This is a genomic window from Streptomyces uncialis (genome assembly GCF_001905345.1).
GTDB classification, from domain to species: Bacteria; Actinomycetota; Actinomycetes; order Streptomycetales; family Streptomycetaceae; genus Streptomyces; species Streptomyces uncialis.
In genome coordinates this window covers 86,631-104,037 of the sequence record NZ_LFBV01000009.1, presented here as the reverse complement: position 1 = coordinate 104,037, position 17,407 = coordinate 86,631, and the positions used below count along the sequence as shown (strand labels likewise).

The following is a 17,407-nucleotide window of genomic DNA, read 5'->3' as shown; positions in this document are numbered from 1 at the left end:
GAGCAACGGGCCCTGGTGGTACGGCAGTTCAGCGGGAGCCCTTCGGGTCGAGCGCATCGCGTACGCCGTCGCCGAAGAGATTGAAGGAGAGGACGGTGATGAAGATGGCCAGACCCGGGATGACCATGTACATCGGGTCGGCCTCGTAGTAGCTCACCGCGGAGGAGAGCATGTCGCCCCAGGACGAGGTGGGCGGCTTGACGCCGACACCCAGGAAGCTGAGGGCCGCCTCCGTGAGGATGTTCGTCGGGATCATCATGGTCATGTACACGATGATCGGGGCCACCAGGTTGGGCAGCAGTTCCTTGAACAGGATGTAGAAGCGTCCCGCGCCGAGACTGCGGGCCGCCTCCACGTACTCGCGCTCCCGCAGCGAGAGGGTCTGGCCGCGCACCACACGGCCGACGTAGGGCCAGCCGAAGAAGCCGATGACCAGGATCATCACGAAGAGCCGGACACCGGTGCCGGTGAGCCCCAGCATCTCGTTCGGCATCACCGAGACCAGCGCGATGATGAACAGCAGCTGCGGGAAGGACAGCAGCAGGTCCATCAGCCGGCTGATGGCCGCGTCCAGCCAGCCGCCGAAGTAACCGGCGAGGACCCCGAGGACCGTACCGATCACGACGGCGACCATCGCGGACGCGAAGCCGACGAGCAGCGAGATCCGGGCCCCGTAGACGATCCGGGCGAAGATGTCGCGGCCGTTGACGGGCTCGACACCGAGCCAGTGCTCACCGCTCATCCCGCCGTACGAGCCGATCGGGGTGGAGAACAGCGGGTCGATCAGGTCCTCGTGATGGACGTCGGGGTCCTGGCCCGCGAGCTTGGTGATGAACGGGGCGAGGATGGCGACCAGGATCAGCAGCAGCACCACGGCGCCGCCGAACAGGGCGAGTTTGTCGCGTTTCAGGCGCTCCCAGGCGATACGCCCGAGGGAACGCCCCTGCACCGCCTTCCCCTCGACCGCGGCGACCTCCTCGGCGGCCGACGGGGCCGCTTGCGCGGTGGGCTCGTGCAATGGTGCCGTCATGGTGGCGGGGACCCCTTTTCTCAACCGGCGGTGACCGGCCCGTACTTGCCGCGATGGCGACATGATCAGCCGTCGTGCGTGAGGGCTGGGTGCCCCCGTCGAGCGGGGCGGCGCGGCCCCTGGTGCGGGAGTCTTCATCCCGGCCGCGATCCGTAGCCAGACCTGACAGTGAATGGATGCGCAACCGTGATGCGGTCCGGCAGGTTCCGTTATTCGAACGGGAGGTAACGAACCCCGGACACCGGCCAGTTGGAAACCGTTACAGGACGCGCGTAGACCAGTGCGACTTCTGCCCGCACAAGCCGCGCCGAAGAGTAAAAGGGGTCAACGGGCACGGAGGGCCCGTGAGGTGACAGAGCGGGTCAGTACGCGCTCTGCTGCGGCGGGTAGCCGTACCCGGCGGTAGGCGCGGCGGGGGCGACATGCGATTCGCGGTCGTAGAAGGGCCGGGCGTGCGCCCGCAGCCACATCGCGACGGGGTCGTACTCGTCGGACAGCGCGACCGTCGACACGGCGAGGCCCTCGGGCACCGCGCCGATGGACTGCTGCATCATCGCCCGCACCGCGTCCACGGCACCGGGGCCGCTGTCGTACACGTCCAGCCCGATCGCCAGGTACGGGGCGCCGAGCGCGGGCTGCACCCAGGCGCGGCGCAGCGAGCGGACGGCGGGGGTGCGGTGGGCGTTCTGTCCGAGCAGCGCGTAGAACTGCGGGATCTCGATCGCCGGCTCGGTCAGCCGCAGCGGTCCGGCGGGCTGGCGCTCCAGGCCGGTGGCGACACGCCGCAGATCGAGCCAGGGGATGCCGACACCGCCGCCGGGGGCGTGCGGGTTGAGCCACAGGCCGTAGCGGTCGGGGTAGAGGGCGCGGGCGACCTCGGTGACGGGCAGTACCTCGTAGCCGCGGTTCCAGCCGCTCGCGGACAGCTCCTGGGCCGAGGTCACACAGGGGGCGTAGCCGAGGCCGTCGACGTCCATGTTGCCGTACTGGGCGTCGGGCGAGCCCGAGCGGCCCTGCCACAGCAGCATCCAGACCTGGCCGGACGACGGGTCGGCCAGGGCGCGCAGCAACGCCTCGTACGCGTCGTAGCGCCCGGGGGTCACCTGGCGCAGCATGTGCTCGATCTGCCCGGCCGCAGCCGTGCCCGACGCACTCACCCTTGACCGCCCCTTCGTGACCCATCAGAACAGTTCCGCAGCCGACACGACCCGATTCGTCCGCCCCGGTCCGCCCGGGCCCCGGATCAGGCCATGAAACCAGCTTAAGCGCCACGGCCGGGACCGACTTGACGTGCCGGTCCCAGGTCGGTCACAGGTGACGGTGTTCACCGGCCCCGGGCGTAGAAGGGCCGCACCTTCTCCCGCATCCAGTCGGCGACGGGATCATGGGCGACGTCGAGGAGGACGAGGTTGACCCCCCAGGCCACCGGTACCAGGCCGAGGGCGCGGCCGAGGGCGTCCAGCGGGAGTTCGCGACCGGCTCCGGCGAGCTGCGCGGGGTCCAGTTCGACGCCGACGAAGAGGTTCGGCTCGGCGCCCTCCACGCTGGCGAGGCAGCGGCGGGCCGTGGTGACGACGCCCGTGCCCTCGAACTCGGCGCTCGCGGCGGCGAGGAAGTCGACGGGGTCCTCCTTCCAGTCCGGCTCGAAGAGGCGGACCCGGCCGCCGCTGCCGGGGCCGTCGAGGGCGGTGCGTCCGGCGCGGCACAGTTCCGCGACGGCCGGGGGCGGCAGCGGGACGCCGACGGGGCCGTCGGGGTTGAGGACGATGCCGAGCTGCGGGGGCAGGCCCCGGGCGAACTCGACGGCCGGGGCGGCGGTGCCGTCCATACGGTCGCCGACGGTCTGGTGGAAGCGGTGCTCGGAGCTGAAGACGGGGACGTAGGCCTGGCCGTCGATCTCCAGGGTCGGCAGATCGAGGCTGCTGCTGGTGGGGCCGCCGCCGTTGGGGAGCGGAACCCATATCCGGCTGCGGCCCAGGGCCTCGACGATCCGGGGGGCGGCCGTGGGGACGCCCACGGAGGCGGCGAGCACCTCCTCCAACTCGTTCGCGGGCCACCCGTTGCCCTCGGGCGGGTGGGGGGCCGGTGCGGGGCCCTCCGGGGGGTGGGGGGCCGGTGCGGGGGCCGGGAACTCCATGGTCAACCACCTGCTCTGGACGGTGCGGGGTGCGGCACGCACCTTAGCGAAGTCGCGGGGGCGCGAGGTGGGGGCGGCCGCCTTCCCGTCCGTACGCGGCCCCCTCCCCGGGCCGCCCCGGGCCCGCGTGCCGGGGTCCCCCGGGCTGGGCGTACCTGTCCCCGTGCGGGGTCGCTCGTGGGGTGTGCGGTTCCCCGCGGGCCGCCTTCGCTTGCGCCTCTGGGTCTGCCCGGCTGGGCGTACTTGTTCCCGTGCGGGTACTTCGGGGGTGCGCAGTTCCCCGCGCCCCTGGGTTTCCCCGGCTGGGCGTACCTGTTCCCGTGCGGGTACTTCGGGGGTGCGCAGTTCCCCGCGCCCCTAGGGTTCCCCGGGCGGGCGTACCTGTTCCCGTGCGGGTACTTCGGGGGTGCGCAGTTCCCCGCGCCCCTAGGTTTGCCCGGCTGGGCGTACCTGTCCCTGTGCCGTCGCTCGGTGGGTGCGCGGTTCCTCGCGCCCCTAGGGTTCCCCGGCTGGGCGTACCTGTCCCTGTGCGGGCCGGACGGGGGGGCGCAGTTCCCCGCGCCCCTGGGTACTCGCCCCTGGGCGTAACTCGTCCCGTGCGGGTACTTCGGGGGTGCGCGGTTCCTCGCGGGCCTGGGGGCTGCCGCCTCGGGGCCGGCCTGTGGCTGCCTGCCGCAGCCGACCGGCAGCGTCCAGGGGCACGATCAAGGGGCGCGGGGAACTGCGCACCCCCGTCGGGCCCGCACAGCACGTGCGACGTCCACCCGGGACGACCCAGGGGCGCGGGGAACCGCGCGAGCAACCCAGGGCCACCCGCAGCCGAACAGCCACCGCGAGGGGCGCGACCTCAGGGGCGCGGGGAACTGCGCACCCCCGAAGTACCCGCACGGGAACAAGTACGCCCAGCCGGGAAACCCTAGGGGCGCGGGGAACTGCGCACCCCACGAGCGACGGCACGGGAACAAGTACGCCCAGCCCGGGGAACCTCAGGGGTGCGGGGTACCGCGCAGACCGGGGGCGACCCGCACGGGGAGAGGCGTGGGCGCGGACCCGGAGGCGCAAGCGAAGGCGATCGTGCGGAGGGTGTCCGCCGCGGCCCGGTCGAGCAGCACCGCGGACCTGCACCCCCGGGGCAGAACCCCCCGCTCCGCGTCCCGCACCAACCGCCCCACCGCCCGCCGGTGCCGCGCGAAGGCGTACCGCGACACCCCGCGCCCCCGCTCCCGCTGCCCGTCCAGCGCGGTCCGCGGCGCGACATCGAGCAGCAGCAGATGCAGCACCGCCCCCCGCCGCCGGGCCTCCCGCGCGAGCCACCGCCGCACCCACGCCTGCGTCCCGCAGTCATGCACCACGACACCCGCCCCGGACCGCAGCGCCCTGCGCAGCCCCGCGAAGTGGGCGAACCGCACCAGCGGCCGGTACAGCGCGTACGGCACCGCCGCCGGAACCCGCCGCGCCCAGCGGTCCCGGGTGTCCTGGGAGTCGATCCGGACCGCGGCCGGGGCGGCGCCCAGGGCCCCGGCACCCGCCCCGCCCCGGAGATCCGTCTCCCCCACCGTCCGCGCCATCAGCGTGGTCTTCCCGCTGCCGGGCAGACCCGAGACGACGACGAGGTCACCGGGGTCGAAACGCAGCGCGCGGGGCCCCCTGCCCGAACGGTCGCGGAAGTCCCGTACGACACCGAGCCGCCGTTCCGCGGCCACCTCCGCGGCGGGCGCGCCCGACTGTCCGGGAAGCGCGATACCGGAAGCGCCCACCGTCACCCTGGTCCTGTTCACCGTGATCGTCCCCTCCAGTCGGTCACGTGAGCCTTCCCCGTAGAGTGTAAAGAGCGGGTAATTTCGGACAATCGTGATCGGGTACCGGTACTGCCACAGGACCGTTACGGCCCGTACCCCCTCCAACACGCCGCCCGCGGTCCGTACTCCCGTTTCCGCACTCCCGTACGGATGCTGCCCTGCCCTCGGCGGCGAATGCGTGCAATGATGAGCGCGCCAACTGCATACCGGCCGCTTGAATCCGCGCGGGAGAGCCCTCGGCCGACGCCGGGGCGCCGAAGGAGCAAGTCCCTCCCTTGAATCTCTCAGGCCCAGTTACCGCGCGGGCGAGGCACATCTGAAAAGCGGACCGCAGTACCGGGAGCCCTTGGGCCCTTGGTCCTGAGCGGTCCCACCCAAGGTGCAAACCGGACTCACCGCGCACGGCGCGTCGTCCGGCGAACCTCTCAGGTTCCGATGACAGATGGGGAGGATCACCTCGCCGTCATGCCCTGGGAGCACCCTTCATGAGCAACGCCCCCCGTCATACCGCCCTCGACGCCCTGCACCGGTCGCTCGGGGCGACCATGACCGATTTCGCGGGCTGGGACATGCCGCTGCGGTACGGGAGCGAGCGCGACGAGCACAACGCCGTACGGACCCGTGCCGGGCTGTTCGACCTGTCGCACATGGGCGAGATCACCGTCACCGGGCCGCAGGCCGTCGGGCTGCTGAACCACGCGCTGGTCGGCAACATCGGCACGGTCGGCGCGGGCCGCGCCCGGTACACCATGATCTGCCGCGAGGACGGCGGCATCCTGGACGACCTGATCGTCTACCGCACCGGCGACACCGAGTACCTGGTCGTCGCGAACGCGGGCAACGCGCAGACCGTGCTGGACGCGCTGCTGGAGCGGGCCGCGGGCTTCGACGCCGAGGTGCGGGACGACCGGGACGCGTACGCGCTGATCGCCGTGCAGGGCCCGGAGTCGCCCGGCATCCTCAAGGCCGTCACCGACGCGGACCTGGACGGTCTGAAGTACTACGCGGGCCTGCCCGGCACGGTCGCGGGCGTCCCCGCGCTGATCGCCCGGACCGGGTACACCGGCGAGGACGGCTTCGAGCTGTTCGTGGCGCCGGAGCACGCCGAGACCCTGTGGCGGGCGCTGACCGACGCGGGCGCCGGGGCAGGTCTGGTGCCGTGCGGGCTGTCCTGCCGGGACACCCTGCGCCTGGAGGCGGGCATGCCGCTGTACGGCAACGAGCTGACGACGGCGCTGACCCCCTTCGACGCCGGCCTCGGCCGGGTCGTGAAGTTCGAGAAGGACGGCGGCTTCGTGGGCCGTGAGGCCCTGACGGCCGCCGCCGAGCGCGCCGCCGCGAAGGCGCCCCGCAAGCTGGTCGGACTGATCGCCGAGGGCCGCCGGGTGCCGCGCGCCGGGTTCGCCGTCGTCGCGGACGGCGTGGTGATCGGCGAGGTCACCTCCGGCGCCCCGTCCCCGACACTCGGCAAGCCGATCGCGATGGCCTACGTGGACACCGCGCACGCCGAGCCCGGCACCCCCGGGGTCGGCGTCGACATCCGGGGCACCCACGAGCCGTACGAGGTCGTGGCGCTCCCCTTCTACAAGCGCCAGAAGTAGCGCGGCGGGCGGTCGGGCCCTCGCACGGCCCGCTCCGTCCCGCTGTGGCCTGTTCGGGCCCGTGTCCCGGCGGCCGTCTCGCATACCAAGACATCCCGTTCCCCAGCACTCCCCCGCGTACAGGAGAATTCGACTCATGAGCAACCCCCAGCAGCTTCGTTACAGCAAGGAGCACGAGTGGCTGTCGGCCGCCGGCGACGACGGTGTGTCGACGATCGGCATCACGGAGTTCGCCGCAGGCGCGCTCGGCGATGTGGTCTACGCCCAGCTTCCCGAGGTCGGCCGGCAGGTCACCGCGGGTGAGACGTGCGGCGAGCTGGAGTCGACGAAGTCGGTCAGCGACCTGTACTCGCCGGTGACCGGGGAGGTCACGGAGTTCAACCAGGACGTGGTCGACGACCCGTCCCTCGTGAACTCCGCGCCCTTCGAGGGGGGCTGGCTCTTCAAGGTACGCGTCGGCGCCGAGCCGGACGATCTGCTCTCCGCCGACGAGTACACCGCGTTCTCCGCGGGCTGACCCGAGACCGAGGGATCTACTGATGTCGCTTCTGAACACCTCTCTGCACGAGCTGGACCCGGATGTCGCCGCCGCCGTCGACGCCGAGCTGCGCCGCCAGCAGTCCACGCTGGAAATGATCGCGTCGGAGAACTTCGCCCCGGTCGCGGTCATGGAGGCCCAGGGCTCGGTCCTGACCAACAAGTACGCGGAGGGCTACCCGGGCCGCCGCTACTACGGCGGCTGCGAGCACGTCGATGTGATCGAGCAGATCGCCATCGACCGGATCAAGGAACTGTTCGGCGCCGAGCACGCCAACGTCCAGCCGCACTCCGGTGCCCAGGCCAACGCGGCGGCGATGTTCGCGCTGCTGAAGCCGGGCGACACGATCATGGGTCTGAACCTCGCGCACGGCGGGCACCTGACCCACGGCATGAAGATCAACTTCTCCGGCAAGCTGTACAACGTGGTCGCCTACCACGTGGACGAGACCACCGGCCAGGTCGACATGGCCGAGGTCGAGAAGCTCGCCAAGGAGGCCCGGCCGAAGCTGATCGTCGCGGGCTGGTCGGCGTACCCGCGTCAGCTCGACTTCGCGGCGTTCCGCCGGATCGCGGACGAGGTCGGCGCGTACCTCATGGTCGACATGGCCCACTTCGCGGGTCTGGTGGCGGCGGGGCTGCACCCCAACCCCGTCCCGCACGCCCATGTCGTCACGACCACCACGCACAAGACGCTCGGCGGTCCGCGCGGCGGGGTCATCCTGTCCACCCAGGAGCTGGCGAAGAAGATCAACTCGGCGGTCTTCCCCGGTCAGCAGGGCGGCCCGCTGGAGCACGTCATCGCGGCCAAGGCCGTCTCCTTCAAGGTCGCGGCGACGGAGGAGTTCAAGGAGCGCCAGCAGCGCACCCTGGACGGCGCGCGCATCCTCGCGGAGCGGCTGGTCCAGGACGACGCCCGCGCGGTCGGCGTCAACGTCCTGTCCGGCGGCACGGACGTGCACCTCGTCCTGGTCGACCTGCGGGAGTCCGAGCTCGACGGCCAGCAGGCCGAGGACCGCCTCCACGAGGTCGGGATCACGGTCAACCGCAACGCCGTCCCGAACGACCCGCGTCCCCCGATGGTCACCTCGGGGCTGCGGATCGGCACCCCGGCGCTCGCCACCCGCGGCTTCACCGCCGAGGACTTCCGCGAGGTCGCCGACGTGATCGCCGAGGCGCTGAAGCCGTCGTTCGACGAGACGGTGGCGGCGTCCCTCAAGGCCCGGGTCACCGCCCTGGCCGACAAGTACCCGCTGTACCCGGGCCTCTAGGCCCTTCCCGCGGGCGCCGCGCACCCGTCATTTCGCGCGGCGCCCGTACGGTGCCCGTACCGGCGCGTGACGCGGGTACGAGCACAGGAGGACCCGCCGTACCGCGAGCGCCACAAGCGCCACGGCACACCACCAGCCTGACCGCGTCACGAGCCTCACCGCACAACAAGCGTCACCGCACGACAAGCCTGACCGCACCACGAGCCTCACCGGCCCACCGGCCGACGGCCCGCAGAAACGATTCACCCACCGGTGGGTCCGCACCATCCGGCAGACAACGGCGTCTACCAGCACCAGCTAGGAGTCCTCCCGTGGCCATCTCGGTCTTCGACCTGTTCTCGATCGGCATCGGCCCGTCCAGCTCCCACACGGTCGGCCCCATGCGCGCCGCGCGGATGTTCGCCCGGCGCCTCAAGAACGACGGGCTCCTCGCCCACACCGCGTCCGTCCGCGCCGAGCTGTACGGCTCGCTGGGCGCGACCGGTCATGGGCACGGCACCCCGAAGGCCGTGATCCTGGGCCTGGAGGGCGAGTCGCCGCGCACGGTCGACGTGGAGGGCGCCGACGAGCGTGTGGAGCGGATCAAGCGGGACGGCCGGATCGAACTGGTCGGCGCCCACGCGGTCCCGTTCTCCTTCGACGACGACCTGATCCTGCACCGCCGCAAGGCACTGCCCTACCACGCCAACGGGATGACGCTCTTCGCCTTCGACCACGAGGGCGCCCCGGTGCTGGAGAAGACGTACTACTCGGTCGGCGGCGGCTTCGTCGTGGACGAGGACGCGGTCGGCGAGGACCGCATCAAGCTGGACGACACCGTCCTCACACATCCGTTCCGGACCGGCGACGAGCTGCTGCGCCTCGCCCGTGAGACCGGCCTGTCGATCTCCTCGCTGATGCTGGAGAACGAGAAGGCGTGGCGCACCGAGGCGGAGATCCGCGAGGGACTGCTGGAGATCTGGCGGGTCATGCAGAGCTGCGTGGCGCGGGGCATGGGCCGTGAGGGCATCCTGCCGGGCGGTCTGAAGGTCCGCCGCCGCGCCCCGTCCTCCGCGCGGCAGCTGCGCGCCGAGGGGAACGCCGCGGCCCACTCGATGGAGTGGACGACCCTGTACGCGATGGCCGTGAACGAGGAGAACGCGGCGGGCGGCCGGGTGGTGACCGCCCCCACGAACGGGGCCGCGGGCATCATCCCCGCGGTGCTCCACTACTACATGAACTTCGTGCCCGGCGCGGACGACGAGGGCGTGGTCCGCTTCCTGCTGGCCGCGGGCGCGATCGGCATGCTCTTCAAGGAGAACGCCTCCATCTCCGGCGCCGAGGTCGGCTGCCAGGGTGAGGTCGGCTCCGCCTGCTCGATGGCGGCCGGCGCCCTCGCGGAGGTCCTGGGCGGCTCGCCCGAGCAGGTCGAGAACGCGGCGGAGATCGGCATGGAGCACAATCTGGGCCTCACCTGCGACCCCGTCGGCGGTCTGGTCCAGATCCCCTGCATCGAACGCAACGGCATGGCCGCGGTCAAGGCGGTCACCGCGGCCCGGATGGCGATGCGCGGCGACGGCAGCCATCTGGTCTCCCTGGACAAGGTCATCAAGACCATGAAGGAGACCGGGGCGGACATGAGCATCAAGTACAAGGAGACGGCGCGGGGCGGGCTCGCGGTGAATATCATCGAGTGCTGAGGGGCGGGCCCTGAACAGGCTCTTTAGCTTCTTGCTGAATCTTGCTGGAGCATTCCCAACCATGCGCGCCGTCTCTCCCTGAGGGCTCCCTGGCCCGCCGAACTCCCTACGCGCTCCCTGGGGATTTCGTGGTGGTGGGTCGCTGCGCTCCCACGCTGGAGGCGCAGCGACCCTCAGCCCGTCTGGTACCGCGCCTCCCACAGGTGGGCAACCGGACGGGCGTCTGGGGGTTGGCACTTCCATGCCGTTCGCGACAGGCCACTGCGGGGCCGCGCCGCTTTGCGATGCGAACACACATTCGATTTGTGCAAGGTACACCCAATGGGGCCATCACCCCCAGCGGCCACGGAGAGCACCATGCCCAACACTCCGCGCCACCGAACCTGACGACTGCGTTCCAATGCCCATCAAAGCGACCGTTTAGGCACTGACCGATGATCAGCACGGTCTCAGCGTTTGGCAAGTGCCAACCCGCCGAAACCCATACCCAGCCTGGGTGCTCGCTCGCCGCACCCAACTCGGCGACCACCTTGCCGCCGCCCGCCGCGCCCGCCGCATGTCGCAGGACGATCTCGCCGACGCAGTCGGCATGGAGCGACGATCGATCCAGCGGTACGAACGAGGCGAACGCGATCCTCGATTCAGCGATCTAGTTCTCATCGCCCGGGCTCTCGACGTCCCGCTCCGCGACCTGGTCTAGCCTCCGCCGGTCGCCGCGGCCTTAGGTACGGCTGCGGCTTCGGTGGTGTGGCACGGGCAGTCGCACCGCCCGGCCACCGCGGGCACGGAGAAGGGCTCCACGTACACGGCGTAGGTGCCGTGGCAGATGTCGTGTATCCGGTGCTCGCACTCCGGCGCCAGCTCCTGCTTACCCGGCACGGCCGTACCCCCGATACTGCGTGGGCGCGGTCTGGGTGGGCGGTGGCCGGCGTTGGCAGTCCACGGCGTGCCGGTACGCGACCCGCCCCGGCCCGGACATGGACGGCCAGTGCTGCTCCTCGTACGCCTCATGGCCCTGGATCTGCCGATCGCAGCGCGCGCAGATCCTCATGCGCCGGCCCCTGTCCGTGTGCCCACGGCGATCGCGTCCGATCCGGCGAGGCGGGTGAGCGCGCGGAGGATGATGGCGAGCCGCCGATCCCCGAGTTCTTCCAGTCGCCACAGCGGGACGACCCGAGGGAACGCGGTCGCGATGAGAAGGGTCAGGAACGCGTCCTCGCCCGCGTTCAGCGCGAGCTCGGAGCGGTAGCGGGACTCGAAGCGGGGCCAGTCGCAGAAAACGCCGGCCCCGGTCTCGACGATCAGGAGACGCTGGACGTCCTCGCGGGCGAGGAGCGTGTCCTCCTCGATGAGCGCGGCGACCGCAGCCCGCACTCCGCGCTGCTGGGTGCGAGCCCACTCGGTCAGGCGGTCGGACAACAGCGGCTCCGCCAAGGTGTGATCGGTCACCGCTCCTCCTCCGCCGCGCCCAGGGCTGCCGCCAGGGCGCGCGGGTCCACGAGCAGGCCGGAGCCGTCCGGAGGGTTCAGCCAGTAGACGCCCGGCGGTTCGGTGCGCTCCGGGGTGGGGACGCCGAGCCAGCACGACGGGCCGCCCAGCAGCTCACCCTCCGGGCTGCCCCACTCGGTCGTCGTGGGGACGAGGAAGTAGACGGCGCGGCCGGTCCCGTCGTGGATCGCGGGGCCTTCGAGGCCGGTGACGACGCGCAGTCCCGCGCGTTCCTCCGTTTTCACGGCGGACCAGGTGTTGCCGAGCGGCAGGAGCGTCACGCCGGTGTTCGTCATCCAGCGTTCGGCGTGTTCGGGGCTCGGGTCGGCGGCTGCGAGCCAGGCGCGGGCTGTGTAGGTATCGAACACGGGTGATCCCCTCATCTGGTGGTGAGGGGATCATTGCGCGCTGCAACGTGGGCGTTACCCACAGATTGTGGGGATGATTCTTTGCCGTTCCGCTTGACGGAAGGTCAGACGCCTGCCCACGCAGCGAAGTTCGTGACTGCCTCGTCGCCACTGCGGTCGAGTCGCACCAGCGCACCGGCGGTGTGTCGCACCGTCGGATGGAACCGCGTATGTGCAGGTGAGATCCGGCGGGCGACCGCCAGATCCGCGAAGGCGCCACCCCGGTCGCCCTCGGCCAGCCGCGCCGCAGCAACGTCGATGTGGTGGTGGGACGCCCGCTCGGCAGCAAGGTCGTCGGGCAGCTCCCACTCGTCGCGGTCCTGCTCGGCACCCCACTCCCGCAGCCGGGCCAGGGCCCGGCCGGTGTCTCCCGTGTCGATGAGCATCGCGATCTCGTGGATGCGGACGTTCGTCGGCCCGAACGACATCTCGTAGTGCGTCGTGTCGCGGCGCAGCACTGCCGCTGCCGCCTGCGCTTCAGCCAGCCGGAGCACCGCACGATCGGCCTGGCCGTCGCGGGCCTCGACCATCGCGAGCTTCAGGAGTACCGCTCCCTGCACGGCGAGCTCCGCCTCGGACATCGAGCCCTCCGGGGCCATACGCTCGATCTCCCGCTCCAGCCCCTCCAGCAGCCGACGCGCCGACCCGAAGCTACCGAGCCGCAGCATCGCGCCGGCCTTCAGGTAGGCAGCGGTCACCTGCATGAGCGGCTCACCGGCCCGGTCCGCCGCCCAGTGCACCCGCTCCACCGCCGTCAACGACAGGTCGTGGTAGCCCAGCTTGTGCGCGAGCGAGTTGGTCGCCCGGTACCCGCGGGCCAGCCACCCGAACGCGCGCCGCTGCTCCTCACCGCGGCCCGCGAGCGCCACATGCGTCAGCTCGGACAGCAGACCCGGCAGGAGCGCGCCCATCGGGATGTACTTGCCGTCCTGCCGCATCCGGGACAGCTGCTCCATCTCGGCGGCGAGCACCGGCAGCGGCCGGGGGGCGACGAGAAGGTCGTCCGGGCTGTCGTAAGTGAGGCAGATCCTCCGCAGCTCGGGGATCACCGCCTGCACGGGGTCCTCGGCCTCGGCGCCGTTCATGTACGGCTGGCCGGTGAGCCGGTCCGGCCCCACCCGGAGCACGCTTGCGATCCTGGTCAGCAGGGCTGGCGACAGGGTCCGGTCGCCCGACTCGATCTTCTCCAGCAGGCTGGGCGAGATCGCGGCCTGCGTGGCGAGGCTCCGCACGCTGAGGTGGCGAAGTTTCCGCAGCTGACGCACCCGCTGACCGACATGACTGGCAACCATGGAACCCCCTGTGTGCGGTGTGGACCGGGCTGCCAGCGTAGGCGCACTCCGGTGTCGGGCGGATATCACGTGCGCAAACTCTCCCCGCCGGCCGAGCCGGAGCTGCCGCCGCCGCGGGGCGACCTATCATCTCGGGGTGGCTGACATCGACCTACCCGAAGACCTGCTCGACCTGGAGCGCCGTGCGTGGGCGGAGCAGCAGGCGGGCGCGCTGACCGTGCCCACCGCGCTCGCCGTGCAGACCGCGATCACCGCGCACGCGACGGCGGCAGGGCTGTCCCGGTACGCGGTCGAGATGGCCGTGAAGAAGGCGGTCAGGAGCGTGGCGGGCTGACTCAAGTGACGCGTCTGCGCGGACGGCTGTGGCGGGGATCGAAGCGCCGCCCCTTTTGCAGGAAGTGCCGCCGGGACCACTCCCGGAGTCGCCATAATGCGGGATGCCGAACTGGTTGACCACCGTCATGATCGCGGCAGTTACCGCTACCGTCGCGGCGACTCTCACCGGCCTTCTGGCCGCCCCGCGACTGGAGGCTCGGAACCGCCGCCTTCAGGCGCTTCAGCTGGAGCGGGAGCTGTTTGGCGCCGCCACGCTGAAAATCTGGATGTACGCGAGCAGGCTCCGGAAGCTAACGCCTCCCGACGGGTCCCGGTCCAGCCTGGAGGGCGACCGGAGCAGGTGGCTTGCGGAGATCGACGCGGCTAGTCGGACCCTCGTCGACTGCATCGCACCGCTCACCTACATCGGCCCGATCGGGCGCCTGGCACTCCGCTACGCGTTGAGCCTGCGCGGTGTCTGGCTGTCCGGGCGGAGCGACGCGGCGAAGCTGGAACTGGTCGCCGAGATGGCCGCAGCCGCTCAGAAAATCTACTTCACCGCCGCATGGCAGCGCCCTCGGAGGACCAGGCACGCCGTAGCGCTGGAGCGCCTGTGCGACGACCTGGTGGAAGGGCGCCGGTAGCAGCGGAAGGGCCCCGTAAGTACGGGGAGGATGCCGGAAAGCTCGGAATGTCCGGCCCATCCCCGCCGGAGCGAGGAGGTGGCCAGGCTACAGCATCGCCCCCTGCTTCCACCGGCGTTCACCAGGCTCCGAGGACCTCGTTGCGCAGTGCGCGGAGCAGGGTCAGGGCGTCCTCGTCGTCGGCGTCGGTGAACGCCCGGATCGCCAGCAGGAGGGAGCGGGCGACCTGCACGGCGGTGTCGGGGTCGTGGCCGGCGGCGGTCTGCTCGGGGCTGGGGGAGGTCACGGGCATTCTCCTGAGTGTTCGGGGTGCGGGGCGGGACCGAAGGATCGGTCCTGGTGCGCTTCGGCCGGGCCGCGCGGCAGGCACACAGGGGTGCGCGGGCCGGTGACGGCGAACCGCGTCCCCGGCCGGGGGCGGCGCGGGCATTCCCGCACACGCGGGAGAAGAGAAGTACCGCAAATCTAGAGGAGTTCCGGCGCCGCCGGAACGGCCGTCCGGCCGGGCGGGCCCCGGAGCATTCCGGGACGGCGGGTCGTTCAGAGGGTGTTCCGCAGCTCCTGCACCCTGGCCGCGAGGTCCGCGCGCCGCTCGTCATCGGCCGCGATGACCCGGCGGACCTGACTGTCCGACAGCTTGAGGACACGCCCTGCGGCGAGGCGGTTGCCGCCCCGGCCCTCGACGGTCTCCCGGTAGAGGGCGGCGTTGGTGCGCTGCCACTGCGTGTCGAGGGCCTGGAGGGCGGCGCGGCGCCCGCTGATGGCGGCTGCGGCGAGGCGGGGGTCGGCGGGGAGGGTGAGGCGGACGATGTCGGTGTAGTCGTCCAGCGTCTCCTGGTCCCGGTCGAGGTCCCCGAGCCCTCCGGCGTAGTACTCCGGGTCGGTGATGCGGTCCTGGACGATGCCGATGACGTCGTCACACAGGTCGGCGGCGGCCTGCGGGGTGAGCTGGTCGACGGTCCAGCCCTCCCCGTCGAGGGGGCCGTTGTCGTAGGCCCACCAGACGGTGCGGGTGTCGGGGTCGAGGACGATCTCGTGGAGTTCGTCGCCGTGGAGGGCGGTGAGGGCGGTGAGGGTGCGGGCATGGGGGGCGTACTCCGCGAGGTGGGCGCGGGCGTCCTCCCAGCTGTCGACGGTGGCGGTGCGCAGCGGTGCGGCGGGCTCGGGCCTGGCCATGCGGTCCTCCGGGGTAGGCGGTACCCAGATTCAACGCCCCCCCGTTGGAAATGTCAACGCCCCCCCGTTGAATATTTCAACGGGGGGACGTTGAATCCTGGCGGCTGGACCGGTGACACCGGATGCGACCGCCCCTGCCCCGGCGGACGCTGGAGGCATGGCCGCGCCCGTCGTCGTGTACCCGCCCAGCGCCACCGGCGGGCGCCGGGTGCGCGCGGGCGACGAGATCCTCGGCCTCGCCTACAGCCTCCGCGACCTCACCGAGTTCCTCCGCCGCGCCGGACTGGAGGACATCAGCCCGGACGAGGTCGCCGCGAGCACGATGATCGAATGGCGCGGTGGCGGGCCGGACGCGTGGGGGCTGCACGGCGCTGGGCCGGCCTGAACGCGAAAGGCCCCTCCCGGAGGAGGGGCCACCCCGCGTTGGCGGGGGCAACGTCTTGGTGAGACGGAAAAGTGGAGCAGCCCCGACCGGCAGGGCCTACGACGGCTCGGCAGGGCCCGCGCAACTGGGCCGAGAGCCACCTCCGCACTGCGGGGCTTCCGGCAGGGTTTCAGTCAGGGCGTCAACTGTCCATCCGTGCATCGGTTTTCGGCTGGCGCCGGGCCCCCACACCTTGCATAACGCCGCACTGTGCGGCATTATGGGGTTGTCGAGCCGAGGGGGACCCGATGACCACCGTGAATACGGCCACCGCAGCAGCCGAAGCCCGCGTCACCGCCGCCACCGTCCGCACCTGGTGCCGCCGCGGGGCCGTGGCCGCCACGAAGGCCGCAGGGCGCTGGGCCATCGACACCGCGTCCCTCGCCCGCCGCATCGCCATCGGCGCCCGCCGCCACACCCGGAAGGCCCCGTCCATGACCGAAGCCCCCCTCACCCTCACCAGCAAAACCACCTCCGTAACCGGCCACATCGGCGTCATCGGCCCCGCCGATGTCCTCGAAGCCGCGTTCCGGGCCGGAACCGCGGTCACCCTCTCCGGCAAATTCGCAGGCGAACGCGTCCACCTCGGTCACACCCGCCAGATATACGACGACGGCATCATCCTCCAGACCATTGGACTCGACCGGACCCTGGGCAACTCGTGCGGACGCACCGGCGTCCACGCCATCTACCTCGTCAATTTCGAGCGCCTCGACGAGGCCCCCCGCCTCGCCGCCCTCATCGCCCGGGTCGAAGCCCGACGCACCGCCAGGGCGTGGGCCGCGGAACAGCGGGCCGCCGACGAGGAGAACCGCTACCTCAACGCCCCGGAGGCATGAGCATCATGACCGAAATCGTCAATCTCGCCCTGCGTGACGGCTCCCGCGTCTACGAAGACGTCGACCTCGACCAGCTCACCCCCCGCGCCCGCACCGTGGCCGAAGTCATCGCCCGGACCACCCTCCGGACCCCGGTCAGCATCCTGCTGCGCTCCGACCGCGGGGAGATGCAGTCCTGGCGCGGCTGGGACGGCTACCCCGTCAACTCCCCCGTCACCCCCCTGCTCTGGCTCGAAAACGCGGCACGGCGCATCCCCATGGGCTGGCACGTCTACGGCGTCGGCATCGACCACCCCGTCCCGTCCGTCGACGCCGGAGCAGACGACACCCGCCTCAGCCGGTACGCCGCCATCACGTACATGCAGCGCCGGGGCAGCAACATCAACCCCGCCGCGTGGGACACCCTCTGCGGCACCGGACACCTCCCCGAGCCCGACCGCTACGTCAACAACCGGCCCCAGTGGCGGCCCGCCGCCATCGACGCCTACCTGACCAGGCCCCGCGACCTGTGGACCGTGTCCCAGATCGCCACCTACCTCGGCTACCAGGGCGACCCGAGCTCCGCAGCCAGCAGCGCCCGCCGCCAGCTCGGCCGCTGGGGCTTCACCGCCGAAGGCCGCGCACCCGGCCGCGGCGGGGAATCCCTCTACCCCGCCGACCAGATCATCGCCGCCCACACCCACCGCCCCGGCAAAGGCAACCGCACCCCCCGCTGACACCACGCAGCACCGCCGAAGCGGCCCACACCGTGGGCTCGGACCCCGGAGA

Annotated in this window: 19 protein-coding genes and 1 riboswitch; of the genes, 10 read left to right on the top strand and 9 right to left on the bottom strand. The window is 71.6% G+C overall.

Features of this window, described 5'->3' with window-relative positions:
* Nucleotides 1-28 precede the first annotated feature (28 nt).
* The 4 genes from AB852_RS29160 to AB852_RS29140 all read right to left on the bottom strand — a co-directional run bounded on the left by AB852_RS29160 (nt 29) and on the right by AB852_RS29140 (nt 4,945).
* Nucleotides 29-1,030, bottom strand: a complete 1,002-nt coding sequence (locus AB852_RS29160) for an ABC transporter permease (protein ID WP_073793224.1) — start codon at nt 1,028-1,030, stop codon at nt 29-31.
* 362 nt (nt 1,031-1,392) lie between these two features.
* Nucleotides 1,393-2,187: an enhanced serine sensitivity protein SseB C-terminal domain-containing protein gene (locus tag AB852_RS29155; RefSeq protein WP_073793223.1), complete on the bottom strand. Its 795-nt coding sequence runs from the start codon at nt 2,185-2,187 to the stop codon at nt 1,393-1,395.
* Nucleotides 2,188-2,354: 167 nt separating this feature from the next.
* Nucleotides 2,355-3,167, bottom strand: coding sequence for an enhanced serine sensitivity protein SseB (locus AB852_RS29150; protein WP_073793222.1), 813 nt, complete (start codon nt 3,165-3,167; stop codon nt 2,355-2,357).
* A gap of 986 nt (nt 3,168-4,153) precedes the next feature.
* Nucleotides 4,154-4,945 (bottom strand): AAA family ATPase, encoded by a 792-nt coding sequence (locus tag AB852_RS29140; protein WP_079185006.1) that lies wholly within the window; start codon nt 4,943-4,945, stop codon nt 4,154-4,156.
* A 236-nt stretch (nt 4,946-5,181) separates the two neighbouring features.
* Nucleotides 5,182-5,276: riboswitch (glycine riboswitch) on the top strand.
* 175 nt (nt 5,277-5,451) lie between these two features.
* Between AB852_RS29140 and gcvT the strand changes: the two genes are divergently transcribed.
* The 5 genes from gcvT to AB852_RS41050 all read left to right on the top strand — a co-directional run bounded on the left by gcvT (nt 5,452) and on the right by AB852_RS41050 (nt 10,754).
* Nucleotides 5,452-6,567 (top strand): glycine cleavage system aminomethyltransferase GcvT, encoded by a 1,116-nt coding sequence (gene gcvT / locus AB852_RS29135; protein WP_073793219.1) that lies wholly within the window; start codon nt 5,452-5,454, stop codon nt 6,565-6,567.
* Nucleotides 6,568-6,703: 136 nt separating this feature from the next.
* The gene (gcvH, locus tag AB852_RS29130; protein ID WP_073793218.1) at nt 6,704-7,084 is read left to right on the top strand and encodes a glycine cleavage system protein GcvH; all 381 of its coding nucleotides are present in this window, start codon (nt 6,704-6,706) and stop codon (nt 7,082-7,084) included.
* A gap of 22 nt (nt 7,085-7,106) precedes the next feature.
* Nucleotides 7,107-8,375, top strand: a complete 1,269-nt coding sequence (glyA, locus tag AB852_RS29125; protein ID WP_073793217.1) for a serine hydroxymethyltransferase — start codon at nt 7,107-7,109, stop codon at nt 8,373-8,375.
* Nucleotides 8,376-8,686: 311 nt separating this feature from the next.
* Nucleotides 8,687-10,054 (top strand): L-serine ammonia-lyase, encoded by a 1,368-nt coding sequence (locus tag AB852_RS29120; RefSeq protein ID WP_073793216.1) that lies wholly within the window; start codon nt 8,687-8,689, stop codon nt 10,052-10,054.
* A 463-nt stretch (nt 10,055-10,517) separates the two neighbouring features.
* Nucleotides 10,518-10,754, top strand: coding sequence for a helix-turn-helix transcriptional regulator (locus AB852_RS41050; RefSeq protein ID WP_073793215.1), 237 nt, complete (start codon nt 10,518-10,520; stop codon nt 10,752-10,754).
* A 347-nt stretch (nt 10,755-11,101) separates the two neighbouring features.
* Here the strand turns inward: AB852_RS41050 and AB852_RS29100 are convergent, their stop codons facing one another.
* From AB852_RS29100 to AB852_RS29090, 3 genes are all read right to left on the bottom strand, one after another.
* Nucleotides 11,102-11,503: a hypothetical protein gene (locus AB852_RS29100; protein WP_073793212.1), complete on the bottom strand. Its 402-nt coding sequence runs from the start codon at nt 11,501-11,503 to the stop codon at nt 11,102-11,104.
* Entirely contained in the window at nt 11,500-11,910 is a 411-nt protein-coding gene (locus tag AB852_RS29095) for a hypothetical protein (protein ID WP_079185005.1), read from the bottom strand. The genes AB852_RS29100 and AB852_RS29095 overlap by 4 nt, the downstream gene beginning before the upstream one ends.
* Before the next feature lie 104 nt (nt 11,911-12,014).
* Nucleotides 12,015-13,241: a helix-turn-helix domain-containing protein gene (locus AB852_RS29090; RefSeq protein ID WP_073793210.1), complete on the bottom strand. Its 1,227-nt coding sequence runs from the start codon at nt 13,239-13,241 to the stop codon at nt 12,015-12,017.
* Between the two features lie 136 nt (nt 13,242-13,377).
* Here AB852_RS29090 and AB852_RS29085 point away from each other — a divergent pair, with 136 nt between their 5' ends.
* Both AB852_RS29085 and AB852_RS29080 read left to right on the top strand, forming a co-directional pair.
* Nucleotides 13,378-13,575, top strand: a complete 198-nt coding sequence (locus AB852_RS29085; protein WP_073793209.1) for a hypothetical protein — start codon at nt 13,378-13,380, stop codon at nt 13,573-13,575.
* 103 nt (nt 13,576-13,678) lie between these two features.
* Entirely contained in the window at nt 13,679-14,200 is a 522-nt protein-coding gene (locus tag AB852_RS29080; RefSeq protein ID WP_073793208.1) for a hypothetical protein, read from the top strand.
* Nucleotides 14,201-14,318: 118 nt separating this feature from the next.
* On the opposite strand, the gene AB852_RS40010 is transcribed toward AB852_RS29080, so the two are convergent.
* Both AB852_RS40010 and AB852_RS29075 read right to left on the bottom strand, forming a co-directional pair.
* Nucleotides 14,319-14,486, bottom strand: a complete 168-nt coding sequence (locus tag AB852_RS40010; RefSeq protein WP_178391137.1) for a hypothetical protein — start codon at nt 14,484-14,486, stop codon at nt 14,319-14,321.
* 254 nt (nt 14,487-14,740) lie between these two features.
* Nucleotides 14,741-15,376 carry a hypothetical protein gene (locus AB852_RS29075; protein WP_073793207.1) on the bottom strand — a complete coding sequence of 212 codons (636 nt, stop codon included), beginning with the start codon at nt 15,374-15,376 and terminating at the stop codon, nt 14,741-14,743.
* Nucleotides 15,377-15,533: 157 nt separating this feature from the next.
* On the opposite strand from AB852_RS29075, the gene AB852_RS29070 reads away from it, so the two are divergent.
* From AB852_RS29070 to AB852_RS29060, 3 genes are all read left to right on the top strand, one after another.
* Nucleotides 15,534-15,761 (top strand): hypothetical protein, encoded by a 228-nt coding sequence (locus AB852_RS29070; protein ID WP_073793206.1) that lies wholly within the window; start codon nt 15,534-15,536, stop codon nt 15,759-15,761.
* 287 nt (nt 15,762-16,048) lie between these two features.
* Nucleotides 16,049-16,639 (top strand): hypothetical protein, encoded by a 591-nt coding sequence (locus AB852_RS29065; RefSeq protein WP_073793205.1) that lies wholly within the window; start codon nt 16,049-16,051, stop codon nt 16,637-16,639.
* On the top strand, nt 16,636-17,355 hold the full coding sequence (locus AB852_RS29060; protein ID WP_073793204.1) for a hypothetical protein: 720 nt from the start codon (nt 16,636-16,638) through the stop codon (nt 17,353-17,355). The genes AB852_RS29065 and AB852_RS29060 overlap by 4 nt, the downstream gene beginning before the upstream one ends.
* The last annotated feature ends 52 nt before the right edge of the window (nt 17,356-17,407 follow it).